A 17,211-nucleotide genomic window follows, 5' to 3' on the forward strand; every position below is an offset into this window, starting at 1 on the left:
GATGGCCGACATAGACCCAACAGAACACGAGATAGCGGACCTCGGACCGAAGATCAAGGACGTCGACGACCCGGACGAGCTCCGGGAGATGCTCGAACTCGAGGAAGGCGGCGAGGACCGGACGCCGGTCAAGACGCTCATCGAGAGCCGCATCGAGAAACTCGAAGCCGAGGACGAGGTGGGAGACCCCGAGACGGTCGACCTCTCGGACCTGACCATCGCCGACATCGCGAACATGGTCCGGGACGTCGACGACGGCGACGTCCTCCGTGACATCCTCGAACGCGAGAAAGACGGCGAGAACCGCAAGGGCGCCATCAGCCAGATCGAGAGCCGCATCGAGTCTGTCGAGGGAACGGAGGAGGACGAGGACGCCGAGGAGGTCGAGTACGTCCCGCCCGAGGAGAAGTACCCCGAGCTCGACCACCCGACCAACGACAAGCAGTGGGTCGAGGGGACCGCCGGCGCGGAGTACCGCGACATGTGGGTCTACTGTGAGACCCAGGCCGGCGAGCTCGTCGACGTCTCGAAGGAGATGCTCGGGAAGGCCCGCCAGCTGATGGACGACTACAACGACGACTACGACGAGGACGAGCAGGTCGTCGCCGTCCTCATCGGGGCGGACGCGAGCGAGCACGTCGACGAAGTGGTGGCTCACGGCGCGGACCTGGTCCTCTACCACGAGGACGACCGTCTGGAGCGGTTCCGACACAAGCCCTACACGGAGATATTCTGTGACATGGCCCGTGCCGGCGGCGACCTCGCCCACGAGGACCGCCAGGAGGTCGACTGGAAGGACTACCACGAACCGCGCTACACGCTGTTCCCGGCGACGAACAACGGCCGGGACCTCTCGGCGCTGGTCCAGGGCGAACTCGACTCCGGACTGGCCTCGGACTGCTCGGGGCTGTACATCGAGAACGCGATGATATCCAACCCCGCGAAGGTCGGCAACGCGGGCGACAAGAAGGAGTTCGAGAAGGTCCTGCACATGAAGCGCCCGGACTTCTCCGGGTTCGAGTACTCGACTATCCTGTGTATCGACAAGCCCAACCGGGACTTCCACCCGCAGGGCGGGTCGGTCATCCCGGGAAGCTTCGACATCCAGGAACCCGACTTCGAGCGCGAGGCGGAGGTCGTCGACTACGAGATGGAGCTGGACGAGGACTGGTTCTTCGTCGACGTCACGGAGTTCGACCAGCTCTCGGGCGGCGTGGACCTCACCGGCAACGAGGTGGTCGTGGCCGTCGGCCGCGGCATCGGCGACGACCCGACGCAGGGCGTCGAACTCGCGCTCGACCTCGTCGACGCCTTCGAGGACGCCGACCTCGGGCTTTCGCGCGGAGTCATCACGTCCTCGTACCAGTTCGACGGCCACGTCGAGCAGTACATCACCGAGGAGCGCCAGATCGGCGAGTCCGGCCAGGAGGTCGAACCGGCCGTCTACATCGCCGCCGGCATCTCCGGGGCAATCCAGCACAAGGTCGGTTGTGACGAGTCCGACACCATCATCGCCGTCAACACCAACCCCGATGCCGACATCGCCGACTTCTCCGATTACGTCATCGAGGGCGACCTCTTCGAGGTGCTGCCGCGACTGACGGAGGCCGTCGAGTCGGGCGACCTCGCCGCGGCGCTCCAGGAGGTCAGCGATGACTGAGCACGAACACTACGAGGCCGTCGTCGTCGGCTGTGGCCCCGGCGGGGCCGCCGCCGCGGCGAACCTCGCGCGCAACGGGGTCGAGACGCTCGTGCTGGAACGGGGCGTCGACGCGGGTTCGAAGAACGTCTCGGGCGGGCTCATCTACGCCGAGGAGTCCGCACCCTACACCATCGACAGCCTGTTCCCCGAGTTCCGCGAGCAGGCCAGCGAGCGGCCGGTGACCGAAAACTACATCCACAACATCGCCGGCGACCGGGTGAAATCGTTCGACATCGGCGGCCTGCACCACCACGACACGGAGTGGGCAGACGCCGTCCTGCGCCGGAAGATGGACTCCTGGCTGGCCCAGCGGGTCCACGAACTCACCCGAGAGACGGGCGGGGGCCTGCTGACCGAGGTCCGAGTCACCGGTCTGCTGCGTGACGGCGGCGAGATAGTCGGCGTCGAGACGGCGGAACTCGAGCCCATCGAGGCCGACCTGATCGTCGCCGCCGACGGTGTCAACTCCGAACTGGCCCGCGACGCCGGCCTGATGGACTGGGAGGACCCCGAGGAGTGGTTCCAGGGCGTGAAAGCCACCGTGGAGATGGACCCCGAGACCATCAACGAGCGCTTCGACGTCGACGACGACGAGGGCGTGGCCCACCTGTTCTCGGGCGACCTGTTCGACGGCGTCCGCGGCGGCGGGTTCCTCTACACCAACGAGTCGTCGCTCTCTATCGGGACCGTCTTCCACCTAGATTCCATCGCCGACGAGCGGGCCGAACCCCACGAGCTGCTTAACAACCTGCTGACCCACCCCCTGCTGGCCCAGTGGCTGGGCGACGAGTACGAGGAACTCGAGTACAGCGCGAAGCTCGTGCCGGACTCGAAGAAGGTGGCCCACACGTCGCCCCACGAGGGCCGCCTCGTCCTCGTGGGGGACGCCGCCGGCCAGATGCAGGCCCAGGGCCCCATCATCAAGGGGATGAACCACGCCGTCACGGCCGGGGCGTTGGCCGCCGAGGCCTTCGCCGACGCGAAGTCCCGGGGGTCGCCCCACCAGGCCGGCGAGCTCTACGAGTCGAAACTGTACGACGAGGGCGTGATGGACAAACTGCGCCCCTCGAACTACAACATCTTCGGCAAGCTGGGCGAACTCGAGGCCGTCGACAACGTCTCGAACTCGCTCGTGAAGTCCACCCTCGGCCGGGTCGGCATCAAGCTGACGGGCGGCCTGCTCGAGCGGGCCTACTCCTCGCCGACGCTCGTCTCGATGATCCCCGACACGAAACTGCCCTACGTGACCCTGCCGACGGTCATCGCGGAGGAACTGGGCGACCGGGTGACCGACACCAACACGGTCGAACCGCCGGAGCTCGACGACCGCATCGGCGACCTGACCTACGACGTCGGTGACCCGCACATCGAGCTGCTGGACAACTCCTTTGCCGCGTCGGGTACGGCGGTGACGGCCTGTCCGGTCAGCGCGAAGGACTTCGGCGGCGGGTGTTACCGCGACGAGCGGGTCAAGACCAACGGCTCCGAGGAGCACCTCGTGAGCCTCGACACCCAGCCCTGCGTCGAGTGTGGTACCTGTGCCGTCGTCGCCGACACCCACTGGGAGCACCCGGCCGGCGGGAAGGGCGTCGACTACGAGCAGGGGTAGCGACGACCAGCGATGACCCAGCAGTACGTCGACCGCATCGCAAGCCTCGAACGCCGGGCCGAGGCGGTCCGCGCCTCGTTCGACCCTGACCCGCCGGACGACGAGCGGGCGATGGACCTCGTCAGGGACGGTTTCGGCCCGACCGTCTCGCTCTACTGCGAGGCACGCACCGGGGACTCGTGGGTCCGCTTCGACGACGACGCCTTCACCCGCCTCGAGGGGGTCATGAACGACTGGCTCGACCTGTACGCGGCGTGTTACGGCGTCGGGTTAGACGGCACCTACGGCATCCGCGAGGCCGCCGAACTCCTGGTCGACACACACAACGCCCGTGACACCGCCCAGGTGCTGACAGGTGTGCCCGACCGCTGACTCGTCGGGCGGTAACCGGCGCCTTCCACACGAGTCCTATATGATAAAACGTTAAGTACTGGCCTGTGGTAACAGTGCTCATGGAACTCACGGAACCGCTCCAGTTCGACCACGACGACCGGAAAGACATCTACGAGTACATCGAGTCACACGGCTCGGTCAAGCCGGAGGTCGCCCGGCAGGCGCTCCAGATGGACCCCCGGCCGTTCGGCCACCACGTCGCGCTCCTGAAACGCGACGGCGTGCTCGAGGAGCGAGCGGGCGAACTCCGGGTCGCCTACGAGGGTGCCGTCGAGGAGGAGTTCCGCGCCGACGACCTGGAGTTTACCATCCGGCAGGCACGCCAGGAGGACCTCACAGGTCTCGTCGGGGCGATCCGCGAGGCCATCGGTGGCGGGGGCTACGTCGACGCAGAGACCGTCGCGGACGTCGTCGACAGCGAGGGCGTGTTGCTCCGCCACAACGAACTCGAATCGCGCATCTTCTTCGTGGCCTGCGTCGACGACGACGTCGTCGGCTGGGTCCACCTCAAACACCCCGAGAGCAAGAAACTGCGACACACCGCCGAGCTCACGCTGGGCGTCCTGGAGCGCTATCGCGGCCACGGCATCGGGTCGCACCTGCTGGAGCGTGGTACCGCGTGGGCCGCCTCGAACGGCTACGAGAAGCTCTACAACTCGATTCCGGCGTCCAACGAGGACGCCATCGAGTTCCTCCAGGCCCACGGCTGGGAGGTCGAGGCCGTCCGGGAGAACCACTACAAGTTCGAAGACGAGTACGTCGACGAGACGATGATGGCCAAGGCGCTGTAGGTCAGCGAAACTCCGCGTCGAAGTCGTCCAGTGGTTCCGGGACGACGCCGTCCTTCTGCGCCCAGACGCGAGCGTGGGCCGTACAGACTGCTCTGTTTGCGTCCCACGGGATGTGGAGCTCGACCGTGGCCTCCCGCTCGCAGTCCGGCTCTGTACACTCGGTCATAGCAGTGCGACCACCACCATCGTGACGAGTATCGTCCCGGTCAAAAGCGCCTGGACGACGCCCGACGCGAGCATCCCGACCGTCGTCACCAGCGCCGCCTTCGCGCCCTTGCGGGCGTCCTGCTGGCGACGGAGCTCGACGAGGAAGACGGTGGCCGTGACGCCGAGGATCATGCCCAGCGGCCCCGTGAGAAAGAAGAGGACGAGGCCGACGAGGCCGGCGAGGACGGCCGTCAGGTTCGACGCGCCACCCACGCGGGCGGCGACGGCCCCGCCGGCGACGTCGACGACCCACGTGAGGACGGCGACGAGGAGCAGACCGGCCAGCAGCAGCGTGCCGGGCTCGCCCGTCGCGTACCAGTAGAGGGCGACGCCCAGCAGCGAGAGCAGCGCTCCCGGGACCTGCGGGACGAGACTGCCGACGACGGCCCCCACCAGCAGCGCGAACGCGACGAGGACCAGGACCAGCGAGAGACCGGACGATATCATGCGTGGCGGTCGACTTCCTCCTGTACCCAGTCGTCGCCGTAGAGGCGCGTCAATCTTTCGACGGCTCTCCCCAGCGCCCGCATGCACTCACGGCGCGAGACGAAAGAGCGGTCGTCGGTCACCGTCGACCAGGCGTCCGCTTGCAGGACCTTCCCGACGAGCAGGCGCTCCTGGTCGGCCGTCAGCGCGTCGGGGTCGGCCGGGTCGACGAGGTGCCGGAGCGTCAGCGCCCGGAACGGCGCCGGGTCGGTGTCGAGTATCGACGCCCCGCCGGGGACGCCCGCGACGAGTCGCCACTCCAGGTCCGAGAGCGGGACGTCGGGCGTCGCCGCGATGGCCCCGAGGGCCGTCCGGACCACGTCCGGGTCGCAGTCGTCCAGCGCGTCGGTGAGCACGGACGGGACGCGGTCACAGAACCACTCGGCGTGACGGGTCGCCAGTGCCTCGCCCGCCGCCGACGTCGGCTGGAGCATCACCGCCGAGTACTCGCCGCTCGTGTCGTTGCGCGTCGTCGAGAGGTGGACCGTGTGGTAGCCGTTCGCGTGCCAGAATCGCACCAGCTCGGGTGTCGCGCCGTAGCCGACGCCCAGCCAGTCCACGTCGTCGGCGAACTCCGCGCGTACCGCCCCGAGCAGGTGCGATCCGAGGCCACGCGAGCGCACCGCCGCGTGCGTCGCGATGCGGAGGACGCGCTGGCCGACGGGGACGCCCGCCGCCTCGTCGCGCAGCTGGGTGGTCAGCACGTCGGGGACCATGTTCCCGCGGATGCGCCCGCCGCCGTACATCGTCTCGCGAGTCTCGGCCGAGAGGTCGCCCTCGCGGGCCAGGAGCGCGACGCTGACGACGTGGTCCTCGTGGGTGAGCGCCCGGACGGTGAGGTTGGGGGCGTCCAGCATCCGGGCGAGATCCGCCGGTTCCGTACGGTAGTGAGCCAGCACCAGCAGGCCAAAGACCTCCCGGAGCAGGTGTTCGTCGGCCAGCAGGTCCGCGGTCGAGAGGCGGCGGTAGGTCACCGTCTCCGGCGTCGCACCCTCGACGAGCGGGTCGACCGGCGGCCGGGCGTCCAGCAGCAGCGCCCGGAAGGCCCACACCTCCACGGGGTCGGCCGCGCCGTAGCGAATCGGCGCCGTCATCGTCACGTCCGTCACTTCGTGGTCGCTCTCCGCGAGTCGGTCACGGAAGCGGACCGAGAACCCTCTGCCCGCTCCCTCGTAGCCGTGGACCGTCGTCGTGAACGCGACGGCCGGCGCGGCCAGCAGCGCTTCCAGGCGGCGGACCGGGAGCGCGGCCGCCTCGTCGACGACGACCACGTCCGGGTCGCCCGGCAGCGCGACGGCCTCGGCCGGCGGCGCGAACCGAATCCGGCCTGACTCGTCTGCGACGGTCAGCGTCCGCGGGTCCTCGTCTCTGTCCCTGGTCACGGCGACGCCGAGCGTCTCGAAGAGCGACGCCGCCCGACCGAACACCTCCCCGGCGCTCCGGTAGGTCGGCGCGGTCACGAGCACGTCCCGCCCCTCCAGGGCGAGGTTCGCCGCTGCGAGGCCCGCTGCACTCGATTTCCCCCGGCCGCGGTCGGCCTCGACGACGAGGGCCTGCCCACGCTCTCGAAGGTGCTCGAAGGCGTGGACGGCGTCGACCTGGTCGGCTGTCCGACAGGCCGCGTAGGTCTCGCCGCGGAAGGTGGCGTCGGCCGGTGGCCCGGGCGGACCAGCGTCCACGCGCGGCGGCGGGTCGGTGAGGCCGCGTTTCACGACGCGGTCGGCGTCGACGTCGACCAGCGCGATTCCGCGGTGGGCCCGGAGCGTCCCGACCAGTCGCCGGCGGAAGTGACCGGTGACGTCACCGACGGTGAACGGGGGCACCGCGATCGTCTCGTCGAAGGCGTCGCGCTCGTCCGGCCAGTCCCCGAGCGGCGGCGTCAGCAGGACGAGCAGGCCGCCGCCGTCGACGGCGCCGACGGCACGCCCGAGCGCGTTCGGCCGCAGTTCGTCGTGGGCGTCCAGTACGACGGCCGTCTGTGTCCGCCCGAGCAGTTCGACCGAGCGGGCCTGCCGGTGGTGCTCACAGCCGAGCCAGTCGGCCGGGCCGAGCGCCGTCGTCTCCTCGCGGGGGACCGCCGCCGCGTCCAGTGCCGCCCTGGCCCGCTCACGGGCCTCCTCACGGTCACCCGACAGCACCAGGAGTCGACGCTCGTTCGACCGGCGTGCTTCGGCACGGAGCGACCGGGCGAGTTCCATGGCGGTGGTCACAGGCCCGGCAGTATGTCGTTGACGGTCGGTCTGCTCCCGCTGCCACGCCCCGACTGCGACCGTGTGCCGGGCTGGCACGGGATTTCGCCTTCGAAAGCGCTTTTAGGGCTGGTGGCACAGAAACGGGTACAGCCTGCGCCGGGTTGATGATGCTCCCAGCCTTCTCAGGAAACCGCGCACCAGCGTGGTGCGCCGCGGCTCCGGCCGCGTCACGGCGGGGGAGCGTGAGCCCGCGCGCAGGAGGTGACCACACAAATGCCAGTATACGTAGATTTCGACGTTCCGGCCGACCTCGAGGACGACGCCCTCGAGGCGCTGGAAGTCGCACGAGATACAGGAAGTGTCAAGAAAGGAACCAACGAGACGACCAAGTCCATCGAGCGTGGCTCGGCGGAACTCGTCCTCGTCGCCGAGGACGTCCAGCCCGAGGAGATCGTCATGCACATCCCGGAGCTCGCCGACGAGAAGGGCGTCCCCTTCATCTTCGTCGAGCAGCAAGACGACCTGGGCCACGCCGCCGGTCTCGAGGTCGGCTCGGCCGCGGCCGCCATCGTCGACGCCGGCGAGGCCGAGGCCGACGTCGAGGACATCGCGGACAAGGTCGAGGAGCTCCGCTGAGGTGACCACGGATGAGCGCTGAGGAATCCGAAGGCAGCGGCGCCACGCCCGCAGAGGTCATCGAAGTCGTGGGCCGGACGGGGATGCACGGCGAGGCCATGCAGGTCAAGTGCCGCATCCGCGAGGGCGAGAACCAGGGTCGCATCATCACCCGCAACGTGCTCGGCCCGGTCCGCGAGGGCGACGTCCTCCAGCTGCGCGAGACGGCGCGCGAGGCCGACTCCATCGGAGGTCAGTAACCGATGCCCCGAACACGCGAGTGTGACTACTGCGGTGCTGACATCGAGCCCGGTACGGGCACGATGTTCGTCAGCAACGACGGATCGACCACGCACTTCTGTTCCTCGAAGTGCGAGAACAACGCCGACCTCGGTCGCGAGCCCCGGACGCTCGAGTGGACCGAATCCGGTCGCGGCCCCGAGGGGACGGCCGGCGAGGACGACGAGGCAGACGAGGAAGCCGAGACGGCAGCCGCCGAGGACGAGGCCGACGCCGCTGCAGAGGACGAGGCCGACGAGGAAGACGCCGCGCCCGACCTCGAAGCGGCCGAAGAGGACCTCGACGACGACGCCGACGAGGACGACGAGGAAGCAGAGGAGGCTGAAGCGTAATGGCCGACACCGAGCGCACCTTCGTGATGGTCAAGCCCGACGGGGTCCAGCGCGGCCTCATCGGGGACATCGTCTCCCGGTTCGAGGACCGTGGCCTGAAGCTGGTCGGCGGCAAGTTCATGCAGATCGACCGGGAGCTGGCCGAGGACCACTACGGCGAACACGAGGACAAGCCGTTCTTCGACGACCTGGTCGAGTTCATCACGTCGGGTCCGGTCTTCGCGATGGTCCTGGAGGGGCAGGACGCGGTCAGTCAGGTCCGCACCATGATGGGCGAGACCGACCCCGCCGAATCGGCACCGGGCACCATCCGCGGTGACTACGGGCTGGACCTCGGTCGGAACGTCATCCACGGCTCCGACGACGAGGATCCCGGCGCGAACGAGCGCGAGATCTCGCTGTTCTTCGACGAGGACGAGCTCGTCGACTGGGACCGCATCGACGAGACCTGGCTCTACGAGTAAGCCCGGCCCGGTCTTCGCCGAGCGCAACCACCTTGAGGGACCCGCCCCTACCGGCGGGTATGAGTCGCACACTCTACCAGCTCGACGGGTGCCCGTACTGCGAGAAGGTCGCCGACCGGCTGGACGAGCTCGACGTCGAGTACGAGACGGAGTGGGTCGAGGCGCTCCACTCGAAGCGCAACGAGGTCAAACGCGTCTCCGGCCAGCGGGGCGTGCCGGTCCTCGTCGACGAGGACCACGGCGTCACGATGGCCGAGTCGGAACGAATCCTCGAGTTCGCCGAACAGACCTACGCCTGATCGTCGTCGCCCGGTCCCGCGGTACCCGACTCGCCGCCGGCGTCGCCGTCGCCCGGTGGCCCGACCACGTCGTCAGTCGAGGACCGGCGGGAGGCGGCCGTCGCTGCACCCAGGGTGACGAGCACCATCGGGAACAGGAAGAAGGCCACGAGCGTCACCGACAGCAGCGGGCGCTGTGTGGCCGTGCCGACCGTCTCTTCCTGGACCTCGAGAGCCCACCTCTGGACCAGGACGAACGTACCCACGACTCCACACAGGACGTAGCCGACGGTAACACCCGTTCCGACGAGCGCGCTCTCTTCGAGGATACTCTCGGCGGGCGTCCCCGGTCGGTACGTCTCGAACAGCGCGCCGGCGGCGAAAAGCGCCACGACGGGCACGAGGAAGAACACGACCGGCGGGACCGAGGCCCCGGTCGCGAAGTAGAGGTCGTTCCCGAACGGCGACCCACCTATCTGGATGGTCGCGCGGGTCACCGTCGGCACGTGGTGGGCGTTGAACAGGACGTGCCCGTACTGGATGGCGACGTCGCCAGCGGCGTTGATGGGCGCCGCGCCCCGGTCGACCGACGACGGGCCGACGACGAAGATAGCCGCGATCACGAGGTACTCGACGAGGAGGGTGGCGACGGCCGCAAGCCCCGCCGGGAGCCACGGGAAGGCCCGGACCGATGGCGCGAGCAGGTGGTCGTCGGTCGATGCGTCGGCTGGCTCGGCGTGGTCTGTGGTCACAGCGCAACTCTATCCCTGTGACCGTCACACACCACCGAAAGCGTTGCGGTGGATTCGGCGGCCTCCTGTCGGCCCCCCTGGTGGTCTCACTCGTCGTCGGGCACGAACTCCAGCGCGGCGCCGTTGATGCAGTACCGTTTGCCCGTCGGGTCGGGGCCGTCGTCGAAGACGTGTCCCAGGTGGCCCTCGCAGGTCGCACAGACGACCTCCGTGCGGCGCATCCCGTGGCTGGTGTCGCGTCGCGTCTCGACGGTGCCCGTCTCGAGCACGTCCCAGAAGCTCGGCCACCCGGTGCCCGACTCGAACTTCTCCCCGCTGTCGAACAGCTCGGCGCCACACCCCGCGCAGGTGAACACGCCGCCGTCCTTGACATCGAGCAGGTCGCTGCTGAACCGCGGTTCGGTACCCGCCTCGCGGAGGATGCGGTACTCCTCGTCGGTCAGCAGTTCGCGCCACTCGGCGTCGTTCTCCGGGAGTTCTCCCTCGGATTCACTCATAGGACAGTATTGGTGCTGGGTGGACATAAGCGCCCGGCGAGTAGTGGCTTCTTTCCGGGGACCCCGGTCCCGGAATCGACCGACCGACACGCCTGACTCACCGCTCGGGCGCGGACGTATCGGCCGGGCGGGTACTGTCCCCGTCGGACTCGACGAGGTGGCACGCCGCCCGGTGGTCGTCGTCGACCCACGTCTCCGGCGGTGCCTCGCGGGCACACACCGTCGGGAACGCCTCGAGGAGGCGCTCGTGGGCCCGGTCGTCCGCCCCGTCGACGACGAGTTCGAGCGCGTCGCGCAGAACCGCGTCGGCCTCCGGGTCAGCGAGGCTGGCCGGAATGTCGAACTCCTCGCGGACGGCGTCGCGGACCTGGCCGTCGGTGACCGCCTCGACGGGGACTCCAGCCGACGCGGCGACGAACTCGCGGACGCCAGCCTGGTCGATCCCCACCGACGCGAGGCGCTGACGGAAGTCGAGGACGGCCCGCCAGGCGGACTGCTCGAGGTCGTACCCCTCGGGCGGGATGACCTTCGGACAGCGGGTGTGGAACCGGCACCCGCTCGGAGGCGCACTCGCGGAGGGGACGTCCCCGGAGAGGCGGACGCGCTGGCCGCGCTCGCGCGGGTCGATGGTCGGTATCGAGGCGACGAGCACCTCCGTGTATGGGTGTCGCGGCGACGTGAACAGTTGCTCGGTGGGCGCCTGCTCGACGATCTCGCCTACGTACATCACGGCCGTCCGGTCACAGACCTCCCGGACGACGCTCATGTCGTGGCTGATGAGCAACAGACCCAGGCCGAACTCGGCCTGGAGGTCCTCGATGAGGGTCAGAATCTCGGACTTGACCGAGACGTCCAGCGCGCTGGTCGGTTCGTCGGCGATGAGCACGTCCGGATTGAGCACGAGCGCGCGGGCCAGCGCGATGCGTTGTTTCTGCCCGCCCGAGAACTCGTGGGGGTACCGGTCGACGTCGTCGGCAGACAGGCCCACCCGCTCCAGCAGGTCCTGTGTGACCTCCCGGCGGAGCGCGCGGTCGGCGACGCCGTGGACGACGAGCGGTTCGGCGACGGACTCGCCGATGGTCATCCGCGGGTCGAAGCTGGCGCTCGGATCCTGGAATATCATCTGGACGTTGCGTCGGTAGGCCTTGAGGTCGCTCCCGGTCACGTCGGTGACGTCTTCCCCCTCGAAGCGGATGGCCCCACCCGTCGGTTCCTCCAGCCTGACCATCGTCCGGGCCGCCGTCGACTTTCCGCACCCGGATTCGCCGACGAGGCCGACCGTCTCGCCGCGTTGGACCGTCAGGTCGATGCCGTCGACGGCCCTGACCGCGCCGACCTGCCGCCTGAGCACGCCTTCGGTGATCGGGAAGTGTTTCTCCAGGCCCTCGATTTCGAACAGCGGCGGGTCACGCATCGTGCGCGCCCTCCTCGTGGCCGTTGCGGAGCACCTCGGGGTCGCCGTCGGGCCCGTAGTACACGCAGGAGGCGTCCTGCCCGTCGCCGACGTCGTACAGCGGGGGCTGGCCCCCGGCGTGACAGTCCTCGCGGGCGAAGTCACACCGACCGGCGAACCGACAGCCAGGCGCCGGGTCGCGCAGGTCCGGGAGCGCCCCCTCGATAGCCCGGAGGTCCCGCCCCCGGCCGGGGAGACAGTCGAACATCGCCATGGTGTAGGGGTGGGCCGGCGCGTCGAAGACGTCGTAGACGCCCCCGCGTTCCATCACCCGGCCGGCGTACATCACGACCACGCGGTCGGCCAGCTCGGCGACCACGCCCAGGTCGTGGGTGATGAGCAGGATGGACATGCCGAACTCCGCCTGAATCTCCTCTAAGAGGTCCAGCAGCTGTGCCTGGATGGTGACGTCGAGCGCGGTGGTCGGTTCGTCGGCGACGAGCAGGTCCGGGCTCGAGGCCAGCGCCATCGCGACGACCACGCGCTGGCGCATCCCGCCCGAGAACTCGTGTGGGTACTCGTCGTACCGGCTCGTCGCGTCGGGGATGCCCACCCGGTCCAAGAGCGTTATCGCCCGCTCGCGGGCCGCCCTGTCCCCGACGTCCTCGTGGGTCTGGATGGCCTCCCGGATCTGCCAGCCGACGGTGAAACAGTGGTTCAGGGCGTCCTGTGGGTTCTGGAAGACGTGGGCGATGCGGTCACCGCGAACGTTCCGGAGCTCTCGCTCCGAGAGGTCCAGCAGGTTCCGCCCCTCGAGCTCGACCCTGCCATCGAGGATGCGCCCCGGCGGCGTCGGAATCAGCTTCGTGATCGTCTCGGCGGTGACCGTCTTCCCGCTGCCGCTCTCGCCGACGATACAGACCGTCTCGCCGCGCCCGACGTCGAAGGAGACGTCGTCGACGGCCCGGAGCGTTCCCCGCTCGGTCTCGAACTCGACGGTGAGGTGCCGGACCGACAGCAGCGGGTCGTCTGTCCCCCGGTCGGCCCTCCGCTCTCGCTGTCCGCTCATCGGTCCACCTCCGAGCGCGGATCCAGCGCGTCGCGGAACGCGTCGCCCACGAAGTTGAAGGCGAGAATGGTCAAAAAGAGGAAGACGCCGGGGAGGGTCGAGACCCACCAGGCCGTCCGGAGGTCCGAGCGCCCGGCGGCGATGGTCTGGCCCCAGGAGGGAATCGTCGGGTCGCCCAGCGAGAGGAAGGCCAGGCCGGCCTCGAAGAGGATGAGGCCGGGAATCAGCAGTGTCAGGTTCGTGATGACCGTCCCGGAGACGTTCGGGAGGATGTGCCGGCGGATGACGTGTTTGGTGTCGGCCCCGGCCGCCCGCGCGACGGCGACGTACTCGTCCTCCGAGCGCTGGAGCGCCGCGCTGCGGACCAGGCGGGCGGTCCCGCCCCAGCTGAACAGGCCGAAGACGAGGATGAACATCAGGAGGCTCCCGCCGAAGAGAAAGATGAGCAGCAGGTACAGCAGGAAGGAGGGGAAGACCTGCTGGATGTCGACGTAGCGCATCAGCACCTCGTCGACGAGGCCGCCGACGTAGGCGGCCACGGTGCCGACCGTCGCGCCGATGCTGATGATGAGAAAGGAGGTGATGAGGCCGATGCGTATCGAGACGCGCATCCCGAGCACCACGAGCGCGAGGATGTCTTTGCCGTTGCCCGTCGTCCCCAGCGGGAACTGCCAGCTGCCCCGACACCGACCGCCGACTGTCTCGCCGACACACTGCAGCGGGATGGAACTGTCGACGGCGAACCCGACCGGCGGCTGGAAGCTCTGTGTCAGTTCGACGGACGGTTTCGTGACGACGAGGGGGCCGACGAGCCCCAGGACGACGACGACGGCCAGATATCCGAGGCTGACCACCGCCGCCCGGTTCTTGCGGAACTGCCGCCAGTAGTGGGCGGTCATCCGCCGGTGGGTCGCCAGCGGGACGACGAAGTAGAAGCCAAACAGCGCCAGCGAGAGCAGGAACAGCCAGTCCAGCTGGGTGAGATCCCAGCCGTTCCGGAGGACGGGGTTGGGCGAGAACAGCGGTGCCCCGCGGGTGTAGTCGTACGCGAAGGCCACGCCGAGTGCCGCGAGCGTCGCCAGGAAGCCCGCGGTCTGGCGACTCATCACGACCCCCCGGTCTGCCTCCCAGTCGATGTCCTCGAACCGCCGTCTGGGGGTGTCCGAACCCATCACCGATCACCGTAGTCGATTCGGGGGTCCAAGACCGTGTAGGCGATGTCCTGCAGCAGGTTCCCGACGATGGCGACGAACACGCCGATGAGCGTCGTCGCGAGCACCAGCGGCGTGTCCTGTGTCTGGATGGCCCTGAAACTCAGCTGGCCGAGCCCCGGGATGCCGAAGACGACCTCCACGAGGTAGGAACTCGCGATGAACAGGCCAAGCAGGTCCGCGACCAGGATGGTCGAGAGCGGGACTGCCGCGGGTCGCAGGACGTGCAAGAGCAGGATGCGGCGGTCCGAGACGCCCTTGGCCTTGGCCGTCTTCGTGAACGTGGCCTCGACGTACTCCAGGGCCTCCGCGCGGGTGTAGCGGGTCAGGCTGGCTATCGACCCCGTGGTGAGGACGAACACGGGGAGGACCAGCTGCCTGACGTTCTCGAGGCTGAAGACGGGCGCGTCCGGGTTGAAGACGATGGGCACCAGGTCGAGGTGGACCCCGAAGAGGACCAGCAGGATGATGCCGAACCAGAAGTTCGGGATGGCGTACCCGAAGAAGGCGGCGAACGTCGCGGCGTAGTCGAACCGGGAGTGCTGGTGGGTCGCCGAGTACAGGCCGATGCCGAGACCGAACGCCACGGTCAGTATCGTCCACGGGACGGAGTACATCACCGTGTAGGGGAGCGCCTCCATGATGGCCTCGGTCACCGGCTGGCCCCGCGAGGTGCTGTAGCCCCAGTTCCCCGTCGCCATGTTCGTCATGTAACTGCTGTACTGTTCCCAGAGTGGCCGGTCGAGGCCGCGCTGGGCCTCGACGGCCTCTTTCGCGGCCTCGGCGTCCCCGCCGCCCGCGGCCGCCTGGAACTGGATTGACGCCAGCGCCTGCTGCTGTGTCACGAACAGCAGCGCCCAGGTGATAGAGAGGATGATGAACGTTGCGACGACCGCCCACAGCAGGCGTCTCGCGACGTACCACCTCATCTGTCGAAGTAGTACGTCTGTGAGTTCCACCCGCTGGCGAAGGTCTCGGACGGGCCGACGAGCTCGTCCTGGGCGCCCGTGATGTCCGACTCCATGATGAGGAAGCCGAAGGGCTGTTCGCGGGCGAGTCTCCGGAACACCTCGCCGTAGAGTTCACGGCGCGCCTCCTCGTCGACGGTCCGGGAGGCCTCCGCGTACAGTTCGGGGATGTTCGACTCGGGGACGTAGCCGAAGTAGTTGACGCTGCCCTGCTCCTGGAAGAAGACGGCGCTGGAACTGGGCGTCCGCGGGTAGGTGTTGAACCCGAGCACGATGGACATGTCCCACGGTTCCTGGCCGACCGAGACGTCCCGGGGGCCGCCGTTGAAGAGTCCGGCGCTCCAGGGCACCTCCTCGCCCTCCGGCGGACTGTTCGCGGCGTAGTTCTGCTGGAAGGTGTTGCCCGGGACCGTCTGTATCTCGACGCCGACGCCGAGGTTCCGTTCGACCTCCTGTTTGATGAGCTCGGCGAGGGTCTGGTTGGTCTCGCTCGCGGAGCTGGCAAACAGGGAGAGCGACACGTCCTCCCCGTCGGGGCCGACCAGCGTGTCGCCGTCGTAGCGGTAGTCGGTATCCTCGATACCCCGACGCATCCGCTGCCTGGCGACCTCGCTGCCGTACAGGTCGCCGGTCCCGAAGGTGTACTGGTCCATCCCCTCCGAGACGTACCACTTCGAGAACTGCGGTTGCATGGTGTAGGCCGGTTCCGCGTACCCACGATAGAGGTTCTCCGCGAGCGTCTGCTTGTTGATGGCCATCGCGAACGCCTGCCTGACCGGAATCTCGCGGAACAGCTCCCAGCCGTTGGCCCGCATGTTGTACTTGATGGCCTGGACGAACGGCTGTGGCTGGACGTAGACGTCGACGCTCCCTAACTCCTGGAATTCCGTGGCGTTCTTCGGCGGGATGCCGACCGACGTGACCTCCCCTTCGCGCAATGCGTTGAGCCGGGAGGACTCCTCCGGGATGACCTGTATCCGGTAGGACTCGAAGTACGGGACGTTCGACCACTCCTCCCCCAGCCCCTCGACGTCGCGGAGATAGTAGTCCTCGTTGCGCGTGGTGCGGAACTGCGACTCCCGGTTCCACTCCTCGAAGGTGTAGGGCCCGAGGTTCCCCGTATACTGGAGGTTCAGTAACTCCTCGTCCTGCTGGAGGCCAACCGCGTCCTTCTCGGGGACGTACTTCTCGAGGAGTCCCTTCGGCAGGCAGTTCTGGCCCCACAGAATCGGTTTCAGCGGGAACGTCGGGTCCACCTCCGGCAGCCGAATCTCGAAGGTGAGCTCGTCCACCTGCTCGACAGGTATCGGCTCGCCCTGGCGGAACCAGTCGGTGGCGCTGGTGTAGCCCGCCCAGTTGTCCTCGCCCTGGAACACGTTGCGGATCATGTACACCCAGTCCTCGGCGGTCATCTGCCCGTAGCCGCCGCCCCACTGGAGGTTGTCACGGAGCGTAATCCGGTAGGTCTGCCCGTCCTCCGTCGAGGGTTCGGCCCACAGCGGGAACACGTTCTGGTCGTCGTCGACGGCCCACGCCCCGTCGAGCGTCAGATCCACGTACGCACCCGAGGTTGTGTCGTTCGTGTAGAGCCAGTTCAGGCCGTTGGCGTCCGACCCCGCGACGCCGACGAACTCGCCGGAGGGCTGACGCGCCCCCGACCCGTCGGTCGAACCGCCGTTGCCAGACTGCTCGGTCTGGGTCGGCCGGGCGTCGCCACCACTATCGCTCTCGCCACCGCCGAAGAGTCCACAGCCGGCGACGGACGCCGTCGCGCCGACCCCGAGCGTTTTTAAGAGGTCACGCCGATTCGGTCGGTAGAGCGACGACGGTTCCGAATCCCTGCTTGACATTATCTAGCGGAAAAGAACCGTACGATTATTAATTGTCGGTCTGTGTCGCCACCTGCGCGGCCGCGTCGGCCCCGTGACCCGCCTCCTCCAGCAGATCCCGCG

Annotated in this window: 19 protein-coding genes; 9 read left to right on the top strand and 10 right to left on the bottom strand. The window is 68.4% G+C overall.

All coding sequences use genetic code 11. From position 1 onward, the window contains the following. Window position 1 precedes the first annotated feature (1 nt). The 4 genes from P1K88_RS09225 to P1K88_RS09240 all read left to right on the top strand — a co-directional run bounded on the left by P1K88_RS09225 (window position 2) and on the right by P1K88_RS09240 (window position 4,495). A complete protein-coding gene (locus tag P1K88_RS09225; RefSeq protein WP_276409890.1) occupies window positions 2–1,660 on the top strand; it encodes an electron transfer flavoprotein subunit alpha/FixB family protein in 1,659 nt (552 codons plus the stop codon). Next, window positions 1,653–3,311: an FAD-dependent monooxygenase gene (locus P1K88_RS09230; protein WP_276409891.1), complete on the top strand. Its 1,659-nt coding sequence runs from the start codon at window positions 1,653–1,655 to the stop codon at window positions 3,309–3,311. The genes P1K88_RS09225 and P1K88_RS09230 overlap by 8 nt, the downstream gene beginning before the upstream one ends. A gap of 12 nt (window positions 3,312–3,323) precedes the next feature. Beyond that, window positions 3,324–3,683, top strand: a complete 360-nt coding sequence (locus tag P1K88_RS09235) for a DUF8055 family protein (protein ID WP_276409892.1) — start codon at window positions 3,324–3,326, stop codon at window positions 3,681–3,683. Window positions 3,684–3,763: 80 nt separating this feature from the next. Beyond that, complete coding sequence (locus P1K88_RS09240; protein WP_276409893.1) at window positions 3,764–4,495, top strand: GNAT family N-acetyltransferase; 732 nt, start codon at window positions 3,764–3,766, stop codon at window positions 4,493–4,495. Between the two features lies 1 nt (window position 4,496). Here P1K88_RS09240 and P1K88_RS09245 read toward each other — a convergent pair whose 3' ends face one another. The 3 genes from P1K88_RS09245 to tmcA are packed head-to-tail and all read right to left on the bottom strand — an operon-like array spanning window position 4,497 to window position 7,386. Beyond that, window positions 4,497–4,661 carry a DUF8014 family protein gene (locus P1K88_RS09245; RefSeq protein ID WP_276409894.1) on the bottom strand — a complete coding sequence of 55 codons (165 nt, stop codon included), beginning with the start codon at window positions 4,659–4,661 and terminating at the stop codon, window positions 4,497–4,499. Further along, window positions 4,658–5,149, bottom strand: coding sequence for a DUF456 domain-containing protein (locus P1K88_RS09250; protein ID WP_276409895.1), 492 nt, complete (start codon window positions 5,147–5,149; stop codon window positions 4,658–4,660). Before P1K88_RS09250 ends, P1K88_RS09245 begins: the two co-directional genes overlap by 4 nt. Then, window positions 5,146–7,386: a tRNA(Met) cytidine acetyltransferase TmcA gene (gene tmcA / locus P1K88_RS09255; protein WP_276414136.1), complete on the bottom strand. Its 2,241-nt coding sequence runs from the start codon at window positions 7,384–7,386 to the stop codon at window positions 5,146–5,148. Before tmcA ends, P1K88_RS09250 begins: the two co-directional genes overlap by 4 nt. 267 nt (window positions 7,387–7,653) lie before the next feature. On the opposite strand from tmcA, the gene rpl7ae reads away from it, so the two are divergent. The 5 genes from rpl7ae to P1K88_RS09280 are packed head-to-tail and all read left to right on the top strand — an operon-like array spanning window position 7,654 to window position 9,390. Beyond that, a complete protein-coding gene (gene rpl7ae / locus P1K88_RS09260) occupies window positions 7,654–8,016 on the top strand; it encodes a 50S ribosomal protein L7Ae (protein ID WP_276409896.1) in 363 nt (120 codons plus the stop codon). Between the two features lie 11 nt (window positions 8,017–8,027). Beyond that, a complete protein-coding gene (locus tag P1K88_RS09265) occupies window positions 8,028–8,255 on the top strand; it encodes a 30S ribosomal protein S28e (RefSeq protein WP_276277095.1) in 228 nt (75 codons plus the stop codon). Window positions 8,256–8,258: 3 nt separating this feature from the next. After that, window positions 8,259–8,627, top strand: a complete 369-nt coding sequence (locus P1K88_RS09270; RefSeq protein WP_276409897.1) for a 50S ribosomal protein L24e — start codon at window positions 8,259–8,261, stop codon at window positions 8,625–8,627. Continuing rightward, entirely contained in the window at window positions 8,627–9,091 is a 465-nt protein-coding gene (gene ndk, locus P1K88_RS09275) for a nucleoside-diphosphate kinase (RefSeq protein ID WP_276277097.1), read from the top strand. The genes P1K88_RS09270 and ndk overlap by 1 nt, the downstream gene beginning before the upstream one ends. A gap of 59 nt (window positions 9,092–9,150) precedes the next feature. Then, window positions 9,151–9,390, top strand: coding sequence for a glutaredoxin family protein (locus tag P1K88_RS09280; RefSeq protein ID WP_276409898.1), 240 nt, complete (start codon window positions 9,151–9,153; stop codon window positions 9,388–9,390). On the opposite strand, the gene P1K88_RS09285 is transcribed toward P1K88_RS09280, so the two are convergent. From P1K88_RS09285 to P1K88_RS09315, 7 genes are all read right to left on the bottom strand, one after another. After that, window positions 9,381–10,121 (bottom strand): DUF7978 family protein, encoded by a 741-nt coding sequence (locus tag P1K88_RS09285; RefSeq protein ID WP_276409899.1) that lies wholly within the window; start codon window positions 10,119–10,121, stop codon window positions 9,381–9,383. The genes P1K88_RS09280 and P1K88_RS09285 overlap by 10 nt on opposite strands. A gap of 86 nt (window positions 10,122–10,207) precedes the next feature. Continuing rightward, on the bottom strand, window positions 10,208–10,618 hold the full coding sequence (msrB, locus tag P1K88_RS09290) for a peptide-methionine (R)-S-oxide reductase MsrB (protein WP_276409900.1): 411 nt from the start codon (window positions 10,616–10,618) through the stop codon (window positions 10,208–10,210). Between the two features lie 97 nt (window positions 10,619–10,715). Then, the gene (locus P1K88_RS09295; RefSeq protein WP_276409901.1) at window positions 10,716–12,032 is read right to left on the bottom strand and encodes an ABC transporter ATP-binding protein; all 1,317 of its coding nucleotides are present in this window, start codon (window positions 12,030–12,032) and stop codon (window positions 10,716–10,718) included. After that, complete coding sequence (locus tag P1K88_RS09300) at window positions 12,025–13,080, bottom strand: ABC transporter ATP-binding protein (protein WP_276409902.1); 1,056 nt, start codon at window positions 13,078–13,080, stop codon at window positions 12,025–12,027. The genes P1K88_RS09295 and P1K88_RS09300 overlap by 8 nt, the downstream gene beginning before the upstream one ends. Then, window positions 13,077–14,252 (bottom strand): ABC transporter permease, encoded by a 1,176-nt coding sequence (locus P1K88_RS09305; protein ID WP_276409903.1) that lies wholly within the window; start codon window positions 14,250–14,252, stop codon window positions 13,077–13,079. The genes P1K88_RS09300 and P1K88_RS09305 overlap by 4 nt, the downstream gene beginning before the upstream one ends. Further along, window positions 14,252–15,220, bottom strand: coding sequence for an ABC transporter permease (locus P1K88_RS09310; RefSeq protein ID WP_276409904.1), 969 nt, complete (start codon window positions 15,218–15,220; stop codon window positions 14,252–14,254). Before P1K88_RS09310 ends, P1K88_RS09305 begins: the two co-directional genes overlap by 1 nt. Continuing rightward, the gene (locus tag P1K88_RS09315) at window positions 15,217–17,109 is read right to left on the bottom strand and encodes an ABC transporter substrate-binding protein (protein ID WP_276409905.1); all 1,893 of its coding nucleotides are present in this window, start codon (window positions 17,107–17,109) and stop codon (window positions 15,217–15,219) included. Before P1K88_RS09315 ends, P1K88_RS09310 begins: the two co-directional genes overlap by 4 nt. Window positions 17,110–17,211: the final 102 nt, after the last annotated feature.

The organism is Haloarcula halobia (assembly GCF_029338255.1).
GTDB lineage: Archaea > Halobacteriota > Halobacteria > Halobacteriales > Haloarculaceae > Haloarcula > Haloarcula halobia.

Excerpts from the sequence above, each read along its gene's own strand:
- P1K88_RS09225 (WP_276409890.1), top strand. The coding sequence starts at position 2 with ATGGCCGACATAGACCCAACAGAACACGAGATAGCGGACCTCGGACCG.
- P1K88_RS09230 (WP_276409891.1), top strand. The coding sequence starts at position 1,653 with ATGACTGAGCACGAACACTACGAGGCCGTCGTCGTCGGCTGTGGCCCC.
- P1K88_RS09235 (WP_276409892.1), top strand. The coding sequence starts at position 3,324 with ATGACCCAGCAGTACGTCGACCGCATCGCAAGCCTCGAACGCCGGGCC.
- P1K88_RS09240 (WP_276409893.1), top strand. The coding sequence starts at position 3,764 with ATGGAACTCACGGAACCGCTCCAGTTCGACCACGACGACCGGAAAGAC.
- P1K88_RS09245 (WP_276409894.1), bottom strand. The coding sequence starts at position 4,661 with ATGACCGAGTGTACAGAGCCGGACTGCGAGCGGGAGGCCACGGTCGAG.
- P1K88_RS09250 (WP_276409895.1), bottom strand. The coding sequence starts at position 5,149 with ATGATATCGTCCGGTCTCTCGCTGGTCCTGGTCCTCGTCGCGTTCGCG.
- tmcA (WP_276414136.1), bottom strand. The coding sequence starts at position 7,386 with ATGGAACTCGCCCGGTCGCTCCGTGCCGAAGCACGCCGGTCGAACGAG.
- rpl7ae (WP_276409896.1), top strand. The coding sequence starts at position 7,654 with ATGCCAGTATACGTAGATTTCGACGTTCCGGCCGACCTCGAGGACGAC.
- P1K88_RS09265 (WP_276277095.1), top strand. The coding sequence starts at position 8,028 with ATGAGCGCTGAGGAATCCGAAGGCAGCGGCGCCACGCCCGCAGAGGTC.
- P1K88_RS09270 (WP_276409897.1), top strand. The coding sequence starts at position 8,259 with ATGCCCCGAACACGCGAGTGTGACTACTGCGGTGCTGACATCGAGCCC.
- ndk (WP_276277097.1), top strand. The coding sequence starts at position 8,627 with ATGGCCGACACCGAGCGCACCTTCGTGATGGTCAAGCCCGACGGGGTC.
- P1K88_RS09280 (WP_276409898.1), top strand. The coding sequence starts at position 9,151 with ATGAGTCGCACACTCTACCAGCTCGACGGGTGCCCGTACTGCGAGAAG.
- msrB (WP_276409900.1), bottom strand. The coding sequence starts at position 10,618 with ATGAGTGAATCCGAGGGAGAACTCCCGGAGAACGACGCCGAGTGGCGC.
- P1K88_RS09295 (WP_276409901.1), bottom strand. The coding sequence starts at position 12,032 with ATGCGTGACCCGCCGCTGTTCGAAATCGAGGGCCTGGAGAAACACTTC.
- P1K88_RS09300 (WP_276409902.1), bottom strand. The coding sequence starts at position 13,080 with ATGAGCGGACAGCGAGAGCGGAGGGCCGACCGGGGGACAGACGACCCG.
- P1K88_RS09305 (WP_276409903.1), bottom strand. The coding sequence starts at position 14,252 with ATGGGTTCGGACACCCCCAGACGGCGGTTCGAGGACATCGACTGGGAG.
- P1K88_RS09310 (WP_276409904.1), bottom strand. The coding sequence starts at position 15,220 with ATGAGGTGGTACGTCGCGAGACGCCTGCTGTGGGCGGTCGTCGCAACG.
- P1K88_RS09315 (WP_276409905.1), bottom strand. The coding sequence starts at position 17,109 with ATGTCAAGCAGGGATTCGGAACCGTCGTCGCTCTACCGACCGAATCGG.